General features: G+C 43.1%; 8 protein-coding genes. All 8 read left to right on the top strand.

The annotated features are described in order from the left end of the window. Positions 1–356: 356 nt before the first annotated feature. The 8 genes from NSB03_RS18930 to fucP all read left to right on the top strand — a co-directional run bounded on the left by NSB03_RS18930 (position 357) and on the right by fucP (position 9,194). Positions 357–1,658, top strand: coding sequence for a Na+/H+ antiporter NhaC family protein (locus NSB03_RS18930; RefSeq protein WP_024988640.1), 1,302 nt, complete (start codon positions 357–359; stop codon positions 1,656–1,658). Between the two features lie 106 nt (positions 1,659–1,764). Then, complete coding sequence (locus tag NSB03_RS18925; protein ID WP_136014792.1) at positions 1,765–2,316, top strand: 30S ribosomal protein S16; 552 nt, start codon at positions 1,765–1,767, stop codon at positions 2,314–2,316. A gap of 178 nt (positions 2,317–2,494) precedes the next feature. Further along, entirely contained in the window at positions 2,495–3,490 is a 996-nt protein-coding gene (locus NSB03_RS18920) for a GntR family transcriptional regulator (protein WP_024988639.1), read from the top strand. A gap of 70 nt (positions 3,491–3,560) precedes the next feature. After that, positions 3,561–5,336 carry an L-fucose isomerase gene (fucI, locus tag NSB03_RS18915; protein ID WP_024988638.1) on the top strand — a complete coding sequence of 592 codons (1,776 nt, stop codon included), beginning with the start codon at positions 3,561–3,563 and terminating at the stop codon, positions 5,334–5,336. Between the two features lie 40 nt (positions 5,337–5,376). Beyond that, positions 5,377–6,015, top strand: a complete 639-nt coding sequence (locus NSB03_RS18910) for a class II aldolase/adducin family protein (RefSeq protein WP_024988637.1) — start codon at positions 5,377–5,379, stop codon at positions 6,013–6,015. A 19-nt stretch (positions 6,016–6,034) separates the two neighbouring features. Continuing rightward, the gene (locus NSB03_RS18905) at positions 6,035–7,465 is read left to right on the top strand and encodes a rhamnulokinase (RefSeq protein ID WP_024988636.1); all 1,431 of its coding nucleotides are present in this window, start codon (positions 6,035–6,037) and stop codon (positions 7,463–7,465) included. Between the two features lie 6 nt (positions 7,466–7,471). After that, positions 7,472–7,864 carry an L-rhamnose mutarotase gene (locus NSB03_RS18900; RefSeq protein ID WP_024988635.1) on the top strand — a complete coding sequence of 131 codons (393 nt, stop codon included), beginning with the start codon at positions 7,472–7,474 and terminating at the stop codon, positions 7,862–7,864. Positions 7,865–7,883: 19 nt separating this feature from the next. Beyond that, the gene (gene fucP / locus NSB03_RS18895; protein ID WP_257466578.1) at positions 7,884–9,194 is read left to right on the top strand and encodes an L-fucose:H+ symporter permease; all 1,311 of its coding nucleotides are present in this window, start codon (positions 7,884–7,886) and stop codon (positions 9,192–9,194) included. Positions 9,195–10,203: the final 1,009 nt, after the last annotated feature.

Genomic DNA, 10,203 nt, shown 5'->3' with positions numbered 1-10,203 from the left:
GTTTTGAGAGTTGCTTTCGAGTATATTTTCTGTTGTTGTGAGGAGCATGACGGAGACTATGTGACGAATAAAAACAGATCGGTAAAGCCTATCTAACATAATCTCAGGAAAATTTAAACAGGCTCTAATAATTCAAGGAATTCTTTTTTATCCGAAGTTACTAGTTTCATTTCCATATTTTCTTTCTATGAAAAATACATTTGCATCACAAAAGTAATAAACTTACCAATAACTGTTCTTTCAATTAAATAATTATGATATCCAAAGATGAAAAAACACGCTCGTTTAAAAAGAAAAACACTACTTTTGCATCACTATTTTGATTTTAGAATAAAAAAAACACCCAACGTCCATTTATGACTGAAGAAAAAATACATAAAGACCGTCGCGGAAACTGGTGGGCATTGAGCCCGTTACTCGTATTCTTATGCCTTTATCTCGTGACTTCTATCCTCGTCAACGACTTTTATAAAGTGCCTATCACAGTGGCTTTTCTTATCTCTTCCTGTTATGCCATCGCCATTACACGCGGCTTGAAACTGGACCAGCGTATCTATCAATTCTCGGTAGGAGCTGCCAATAAGAATATTCTCCTGATGATATGGATATTCATTCTTGCCGGAGCTTTTGCTCAAAGTGCGAAGCAAATGGGGGCAATCGATGCTACCGTCAATCTGACACTGCATATTCTTCCTGACAATTTATTGCTGGCAGGCATCTTTATTGCCGCCTGTTTCATCTCTTTATCCATCGGAACCAGTGTGGGAACTATTGTCGCCCTTACTCCCGTTGCCGTAGGACTGGCAGAAAAGACTGAAATAACTCTCCCCTTTATGGTAGCTGTCGTAGTAGGCGGTTCTTTTTTCGGAGACAACTTATCTTTTATCTCCGATACCACTATCGCTTCGACAAAAACCCAGGAATGTGTAATGCGCGATAAATTTCGGGTAAATTCTATGATTGTCGTCCCGGCGGCCATCATTGTATTGGGAATTTACATATTTCAAGGACTGTCCATTACTGCTCCCACCCAAACACAGACCATCGAATGGACCAAAGTTATACCTTACATAATAGTATTAGGAACAGCCATTGCCGGAATGAACGTGATGCTCGTACTCATAATAGGTATATTGACAAGTGGCATCATTGGCATCGCGACCGAAAGCTTCGGAATCTTCGAGTGGTTTGGTGCCATGGGAACAGGAATTACAGGAATGGGAGAACTGATTATTATTACTCTGTTGGCCGGAGGGATGCTCGAAACAATCCGTTATAACGGTGGCATTGATTACATTATCAGAAAACTCACCCGCCACATCAATGGTAAAAGAGGGGCCGAACTAAGCATCGCCGCTCTAGTAAGTATCGCCAACTTATGTACAGCCAACAACACGATTGCCATTATCACAACAGGGCCGATTGCCAAAGACATTGCCATGAGATTCCATCTCGACCGAAGAAAAGCAGCCAGCATCCTCGATACTTTCTCCTGCCTGATACAAGGGATTATTCCATACGGAGCGCAGATGCTGATTGCGGCGGGTCTTGCCAATGTCTCCCCTATCAGTATCATAGGAAATCTCTACTATCCGTTTACAATGGGAGTATGCGCCCTACTCGCGATTTTGTTCCGCTATCCGAAACGATATTCGTAAAAAAGGGGCGAAATGTTTGTCAATCAAAAGAAAAGCCGTATCTTTGCACCCGCTATTACGAGATAATAGCATAATTCAAATCAATCATTAAAAACAATTATTTAAAATGGCAACTAGAATCAGATTGCAGAGACACGGACGTAAAAGTTACGCGTTCTATTCAATTGTAATTGCAGACAGCAGAGCACCACGTGATGGTAAATTTATTGAGAAGATTGGTACATACAACCCTAACACCAATCCTGCTACAGTAGATTTGAATTTCGACGCTGCATTGGCATGGGTACTGAAAGGTGCACAACCAAGCGACACTGTACGTAACATCCTTTCCCGCGAAGGAGTTTACATGAAGAAACATCTTATGGGCGGTGTAGCAAAAGGCGCATTCGGAGAAGCAGAAGCAGAAGCTAAATTCGAGGCTTGGAAAAACAACAAACAGTCAGGTTTGGCTGCTTTGAAAGCTAAACAAGACGAAGAAAAGAAAGCTGAAGCTAAAGCACGTCTGGAAGCAGAAAAGAAAATCAACGAAGTGAAAGCAAAAGCACTCGCTGAAAAGAAAGCTGCTGAAGCTGCTGAAAAAGCTGCTGCTGAAGCACCCGCAGAAGAAGCTGCAGCTCCGGCTGAAGAAGCTCCTGCAACAGAAGCTGCTGCTGAATAATTTTCGGCAGATTCCGAATAAGAAATCAGGAAAAAGCTATAAATCCTCTCCGGTTCGCTGGAGAGGATTTTTTTTCATTTTATGCTATAAAACATAGTAAATAATTAGTTTCATTCGGAATAAAATGCCTTTCTTTGCGTCAGCATAGTTCAGCACAGTTATCTTTTATAAAACTAATATGAAACGAACTGATAAGAAAGCAACATTCGGGCAGCAATCTAGTAAGGTCACGCAATTGGCGGACAACCTTAGCCAGGCTATTTCCAGAAAAGAATTTCTTGAGGGAGATTCTTTGCCTTCTATCAATCAGCTGAGTGCACAATATGGGGTATCACGCGATACGGTATTCAAGGCCTTCCTTGATTTACGCGAACGGGGACTGATTGACTCTACCCCCGGAAAAGGATACTATGTGACGAGTCAAGTAACAAACGTTTTACTGCTCCTCGACCAATACACCCCGTTTAAAGAAGCATTATACAACAGTTTCGTCAAGCATCTGCCTATTAATTATAAGGTAGACTTGTTGTTCCATCAATACAACGAACGACTATTCAATACCATCATCCGTGAATCTATAGGAAAGTACAATAAATATATAGTGATGAATTTTGATAATGAGAAATTCAGCACGGCATTAAATAAGATTAATCCTGCCAGACTATTACTGCTTGACTTCGGTAAATTCGCAAAAGAGAAGAACTTCTATATCTGTCAGGACTTCGACGAATCATTTTATCAGGCATTACTTGCACTGAAAGAAAGGATGCACAGGTACCGCCAAATTGTTTTCCTGTTCTCCAAAGGGCTGAAACACCCGCAAAGCAGCAAAGATTATTTTATCCGTTTTTGCGAAGAGCAAGGATTCTCGTATGAGATACAGGAAGATATTGAAAATCTGGTGGTACGAAAAGAAACAGCCTACATTGCCATCAAACAACAAGATGTGGTAAAGGCAGTGAAACAAGGAAGATTGGAGGGACTGAAATGCGGAAAAGATTTCGGTCTGCTGGCATACAATGATATTCCTTCTTATGAAGTTATTGACGAAGGAATCACCTCATTGAGTATCGACTGGGAAATGATGGGGAACGAAGCCGCAAACTTCGTCCTTAATGATACGCCTATACAGAAGTACCTGCCTACTGAAGTCAGGCTTCGAAAGTCACTCTAATTTTTTTTTGCCACAAAATCAGCACAGTTCAGCACAGATATTAATTAACTATATAATTAAAAAAGAAACCATGAAAAAGTATCCGAAAATCGGGATTCGTCCCACCATCGACGGTCGCCAGGGTGGCGTTCGTGAAAGCCTCGAAGAAAAGACAATGAACTTGGCTAAAGCAGTAGCCGAATTAATCAGCAGCAACCTGAGGAACGGTGACGGAAGTCCTGTAGAATGTGTTATTGCCGACAGCACTATCGGCCGTGTGGCCGAAAGCGCGGCTTGTGCCGAAAAATTCGAAAGAGAAGGTGTGGGTTCTACTATCACCGTCACTTCCTGCTGGTGCTATGGTGCTGAAACGATGGACATGAACCCGTATTACCCAAAAGCCGTTTGGGGATTCAACGGCACAGAACGTCCGGGTGCTGTATATTTGGCAGCCGTATTGGCAGGACACGCACAAAAAGGTCTTCCGGCATTCGGCATCTACGGACATGACGTTCAAGATTTGGATGATAACACCATTCCTGAAGATGTAGCGGAAAAGATTCTTCGTTTTGCACGAGCCGCACAGGCAGTAGCTACCATGAGAGGCAAATCCTACTTGTCGATGGGTAGCGTATCTATGGGTATCGCCGGTTCAATCGTTAATCCTGATTTCTTCCAGGAGTATTTGGGAATGCGTAACGAATCCATCGACCTTACAGAAATCATCCGACGTATGGACGAAGGCATCTACGACCACGAAGAATATGCGAAAGCAATGGCATGGACAGAGAAAAACTGCAAGGCAAACGAGGGAGATGACTTCAAGAACCGTCCTGAAAAGCGCAAAAGCCGTGAACAGAAAGATGCTGACTGGGAATTTATCGTGAAAATGACGATTATCATGCGCGACTTGATGACCGGCAACCCCAAACTGAAAGAGATGGGATTCAAAGAAGAAGCTTTGGGACACAATGCCATCGCAGCCGGTTTCCAGGGACAACGCCAATGGACAGACTTCTATCCGAACGGTGACTACCCCGAAGCTCTGCTCAATACTTCTTTCGACTGGAACGGTATCCGCGAAGCATTCGTTGTAGCTACTGAAAACGATGCTTGCAACGGTGTAGCTATGCTGTTCGGACACCTGCTGACCAACCGTGCGCAGATATTTTCCGATGTACGTACTTACTGGAGCCCTGAAGCCGTAAAACGTGTGACCGGCAAAGAATTGACAGGTCTGGCAGCCAATGGTATCATCCACCTTATCAATTCTGGTGCAACCACTCTTGATGGCTCCGGTCAATCATCTGATGCAGAAGGCAATCCGGTAATGAAAGAACCATGGAACCTGACTGAAGCAGACGTAGAAAACTGCCTGAAAGCAACTACCTGGTATCCGGCAGATCGTGACTACTTCCGTGGCGGTGGTTTCTCTTCCAACTTCCTGTCAAAAGGCGGCATGCCTGTCACTATGATGCGTCTGAATCTGATTAAGGGTCTCGGCCCTGTCCTGCAAATCGCAGAAGGATGGACCGTTGAAATCGACCCGGAAATCCACCAGAAACTGAACATGCGTACAGACCCGACATGGCCTACCACCTGGTTCGTTCCCCGCTTGTGTGACAAATCAGCTTTCAAAGATGTATATTCAGTAATGAATAACTGGGGAGCTAATCACGGAGCCATCAGCTACGGACACATCGGTCAGGACTTAATCACTCTCGCTTCCATGCTTCGCATCCCGGTATGCATGCACAACGTAGAAGACAACGAAATCTTCCGTCCGGCTGCATGGAACGCTTTCGGCATGGATAAGGAAGGAGCGGATTACAGAGCTTGTAGCACTTACGGTCCTATCTACAAATAATTTCAATTCACTTAATTCTATTTTGTGTATCTTTGCAATTATGATTACCAACGAACATATCGAACAGTTTATTGAACAAGCCCATCGTTACGGAGATGCAAGGCTAATGCTTTGCAGTAGCGGAAACCTTTCCTGGCGAATTGGTGAGGAAGCACTGATTTCCGGCACAGGTTCTTGGGTTCCTACCCTTTATAAAGAAAAAGTTTCCATCTGTAATATCGCCAGCGGAACGCCGACTAACGGTGTAAAACCTTCAATGGAAAGCACTTTCCACTTGGGTATTCTCCGCGAACGTCCGGACGTCAATGTCGTTCTTCATTTTCAGTCGGAATACGCCACAGCTATCTCCTGCATGAAAAACAAGCCGGTCAATTTCAACGTAACGGCAGAAATCCCCTGCCACGTAGGTGCTGAGATTCCTGTAATCCCTTACTATCGCCCGGGTTCTCCCGAACTGGCAAAAGCAGTAGTGGAAGCCATGTTGAATCACAATTCCGTCTTATTGACCAACCACGGACAAGTGGTATGCGGAAAAGATTTCGACCAAGTCTATGAACGTGCTACTTTCTTCGAAATGGCTTGCCGCATTATCGTCCAGTCCGGCGGAGATTATTCTGTATTGACACCGGCAGAAATTGAAGATTTGGAAATCTATGTATTAGGAAAGAAAACAAAATAGTATCCGTACATACCATACCATGAAAGATACCAATAAAAACATATATTTAGCAGCAGACTTTGGAGGAGGAAGCGGACGGGTTATCGCCGGCTTCCTTCTCCACGGGAAGCTGGAACTGGAAGAAATCCACCGTTTCCCCAACCGCCAAGTCAAACTTGGAAATCATGTCTACTGGGACTTCCCCGCGCTTTTTGAGGACATGAAGACCGGATTAAAACTAGCCGCACAAAAAGGATATAACGTTAAAGGAATCGGCATTGACACTTGGGGAGTAGACTTCGGACTGATTGACAAACACGGAAACCTGATAGGAAATCCGGTCTGCTACCGGGACGCACGGACAGACGGAATGCCGGCTGAAGTATTCAAAGTTCTGGACGAGAAAAAGCATTATGCCGATACCGGAATACAAGTGATGGCTATCAACACGCTGTTCCAGTTATACAGCATGAAGTTAAATCAAGATTCCCAGCTGGAACTTGCCCGGCAACTCTTATTCATGCCCGACCTTTTCAGCTATTTCCTGACCGGAGTAGCCAATAATGAATATTGCATTGCCTCTACCTCCGAATTACTTGATGCCAGACAACGGAACTGGTCACAAGAAACAATCCGGACCTTGGGACTTCCCGAACATCTGTTCGGAGAAATTATCCAACCGGGAACTATCAGAGGAACCTTAAAAGAAGATATTGCACGGGAAACAGGATTAGGTACAGTAGATGTCATCGCAGTAGGTTCGCATGACACAGCCAGCGCTGTAGCAGCTGTTCCTGCCACGGAATATCCCATCGCTTTTCTAAGCTCTGGCACCTGGTCGCTATTGGGAGTGGAAGTAGACCAACCTATATTGACTGAGGAAGCGCGCCAAACACAGTTCACCAATGAAGGCGGCGTAGGAGGACGCATCCGGTTCTTACAAAACATCACAGGATTATGGATTCTGCAACGTCTGATGAGCGAATGGAAAGCACGTGGTGAAGAACAAAGCTATGACATCATCATTCCACAAGCCACCGAAGCAAAGATTGACACTATCATTCCAGTAGACGATACAGCATTTATGAACCCGGAAAATATGGAAAACGCCCTTGTCAATTATTGCAGGGAACACGAACTTCAGATTCCCCAGAATAAAGCAGAAATCGTCAGATGTGTACTCCAATCATTAGCTTTCAAATATCAGCAAGCGGTAGAACAACTGAACCGTTGTCTACCCTCTCCGATTCGCCAACTCAATATTATTGGCGGAGGGTCACAGAATAAACTGCTCAATCAACTGACGGCCAACGAACTCGGCATTCCCGTATATGCCGGTCCCGTAGAAGCTACCGCGATAGGAAATATCCTGACGCAAGCTATGGCAAAAGGAGAAATTGCCGACCTTCATGAGCTGAGAGAAATTGTAATCCACAGCGTTACACCACAAGTATATTACCCTAAAAAATAAAAGTATATGGAAACACCCCAAACTGGTTACCAAGTCCAATCTTACAAGATTCCCGTCAAACGCTACTGTCAAACACTCGACTTGCGCGACTCCCCGGAATTAATCGCCGAATATCGCAAAAGACACAGTGAAACGGAAGCATGGCCCGAAATCCTTGCCGGGATTCGAGAAGTAGGTATCCTCGAAATGGAAATCTATATTCTCGGCACGCGTCTGTTTATGATTGTCGAAACTCCTGTTGATTTCGACTGGGACACAGCAATGGCACGTCTGAACACTCTTCCCCGCCAACAGGAATGGGAAGAATACATGGCTATATTCCAGCAAGCCGCTCCCGGAATGAGTTCCGCGGAAAAATGGAAACCGATGGAAAGAATGTTCCACTTATATAATACTTAAAAAAATATCAAGAACGACCATGAAACACACCAAGCAGTCCATCCTCTCGAAAGATGGCATCAGCTACCTCATCCCCTTTATTCTCATTACCTCTTGTTTTGCGTTATGGGGATTTGCAAACGACATTACCAATCCGATGGTGAAAGCATTCTCCAAAATCTTCCGGATGAGCGCCACTGACGGAGCGCTGGTACAAGTAGCCTTTTATGGCGGCTACTTTGCCATGGCTTTCCCTGCGGCCATATTCATCCGCAAATACTCATACAAAGCCGGTGTCCTGCTAGGACTTGGAATGTATGCATTCGGAGCTTTCTTATTCTTTCCTGCTAAGATGACGGGAGAATATTATCCGTTTCTGATAGCCTACTTCATCCTTACCTGCGGACTTTCCTTTCTGGAAACAAGTTGTAATCCGTATATCCTTTCTATGGGAACGGAAGAGACTGCCACCCGCCGCCTGAACCTTGCACAGTCTTTCAATCCGATGGGTTCACTCCTCGGAATGTATGTAGCTATGCAGTTTATTCAAGCCAAACTACATCCGATGGGTACTGAAGACCGCACCCTACTCAACGACAGCGAATTCCAAGCTATCAAGGAAAGCGACCTCGCTGTCCTGATTGCCCCTTATCTTATTATCGGATTGGTCATCGTAGCCATGTTGCTCCTGATACGATTCGTCAAGATGCCGAAAAATGGAGATCAGAATCATAGAATAGATTTCCTTCCTACACTGAAGCGCATTTTCACCCAAACGTGTTATCGTGAAGGGGTAATTGCTCAATTCTTCTATGTAGGTGCACAAATTATGTGCTGGACTTTCATCATTCAGTATGGAACACGCTTGTTCATGTCACAAGGTATGGATGAGAAAAGTGCTGAAGTCCTCTCGCAACAATATAATATCATAGCGATGGTTATCTTCTGTATCAGCCGCTTTATCTGTACATTCATCCTGCGCTATTTCAATGCGGGTAAATTACTGATGATCCTTGCTATTTGCGGTGGTATTTTCACGCTAGGCACCATCTTCCTTCAAAAAATCTTCGGACTCTACTGCTTAGTTGCAGTTTCCGCTTGTATGTCACTAATGTTCCCCACCATTTATGGCATTGCGCTGAAAGGTATGGGAGACGACGCCAAATTCGGCGCAGCCGGCCTTATCATGGCTATTCTGGGTGGTTCAATTCTTCCTCCACTGCAAGCAAGCATCATCGATATGAAAGAAATCGGATGTCTGCCTGCCGTCAATGTTTCATTCATTTTACCTTTTATCTGCTTCCTTGTAATTAGCGGTTACGGTTACCGTACAGTGAAAAGAAACTGGTAAAAAACAGACTTAAAAATAGTGACGCTATCCACTCATGATACCGTCACTATCCTACTCATATAGTGACGCCATCCGCTGCGGATAGCGTCACTATTTTATTTTCCCTTTTTTAAGAAACGGTTCCTTCTCTAAGTTAATAACGAAAGCTACTAACTTTTTCAACTCTCAAATTAACCGGTGAGAAAGTTACGAACAAAAATGTGGCAGCACTATTAATCAACACATTAAGCCTAAAATAGCCCCCTATTTTCTATATGTTCACAAAATTCATCTATAATATTTTCACTTTTTATCAGAAGAAAACTGCACTTTTCATTATACAACTCATCAAGTAATAAAACAACTACCAAATTACACTAATGTATTCGCATGAATAGACTAGTGCAGCAAGCTTAACGCACTTGTGCATCTCGACAGTTACTTAACAGCAACAGACTAAAACATCATATAAAATAGCTAATAGGAAGCCGAAATTTATTAATTCATGCTATAGAATACATTATAAATCGGCCTGATGATTTTAGTAAAGCATACATAAACACCATCAATATATTTTCAATATTTCACACTCCATTTCAACAATTAGAATTCATCCACAAATCACACACTCTGAATCACCAGCATCCTTATACAACAGAATATATAGCAATATAATATTTTATACAACTTTTACTTACTATGAGGCATAGAAAACTTATATATTAGCAGTAAACCCCATATTTATACAAATAAAACAAATACGAAGTTATATATCCGAAGATCCCACCGACAGGGAGCTTCACTATAACACTTGAGAAGCCTTTCTTTTTTTACTTCTTCATGCAGTATTGTATTAATCGTAGCATTTACGCTATGTACGTACACCTTAATTTTGAAATTAACAATCTAATTATTTAAACAGTATGAAAACTTTAACTAAAATGAAAAAAGTTGTAACTATTCAGCGAATCTAATACAATCAGGTCGGTCAGCAACAATTTTAGAATAATTCTCTGAGTATCATCAAAAT

The sequence above is a fragment of the Bacteroides acidifaciens genome (genome assembly GCF_024623065.1).
Lineage (GTDB): Bacteria > Bacteroidota > Bacteroidia > Bacteroidales > Bacteroidaceae > Bacteroides > Bacteroides acidifaciens.
The sequence above is the reverse complement of the archived record's forward strand: the minus strand, read 5'-3'. Positions and strand labels throughout refer to the sequence as shown.

What these genes read in the sequence shown, in the direction of transcription:
- fucP (WP_257466578.1), top strand. Translation starts at nt 7,884, where the DNA reads ATGAAACACACCAAGCAGTCCATCCTCTCGAAAGATGGCATCAGCTAC.
- NSB03_RS18925 (WP_136014792.1), top strand. Translation starts at nt 1,765, where the DNA reads ATGGCAACTAGAATCAGATTGCAGAGACACGGACGTAAAAGTTACGCG.
- NSB03_RS18930 (WP_024988640.1), top strand. Translation starts at nt 357, where the DNA reads ATGACTGAAGAAAAAATACATAAAGACCGTCGCGGAAACTGGTGGGCA.
- NSB03_RS18920 (WP_024988639.1), top strand. Translation starts at nt 2,495, where the DNA reads ATGAAACGAACTGATAAGAAAGCAACATTCGGGCAGCAATCTAGTAAG.
- NSB03_RS18900 (WP_024988635.1), top strand. Translation starts at nt 7,472, where the DNA reads ATGGAAACACCCCAAACTGGTTACCAAGTCCAATCTTACAAGATTCCC.
- NSB03_RS18905 (WP_024988636.1), top strand. Translation starts at nt 6,035, where the DNA reads ATGAAAGATACCAATAAAAACATATATTTAGCAGCAGACTTTGGAGGA.
- NSB03_RS18910 (WP_024988637.1), top strand. Translation starts at nt 5,377, where the DNA reads ATGATTACCAACGAACATATCGAACAGTTTATTGAACAAGCCCATCGT.
- fucI (WP_024988638.1), top strand. Translation starts at nt 3,561, where the DNA reads ATGAAAAAGTATCCGAAAATCGGGATTCGTCCCACCATCGACGGTCGC.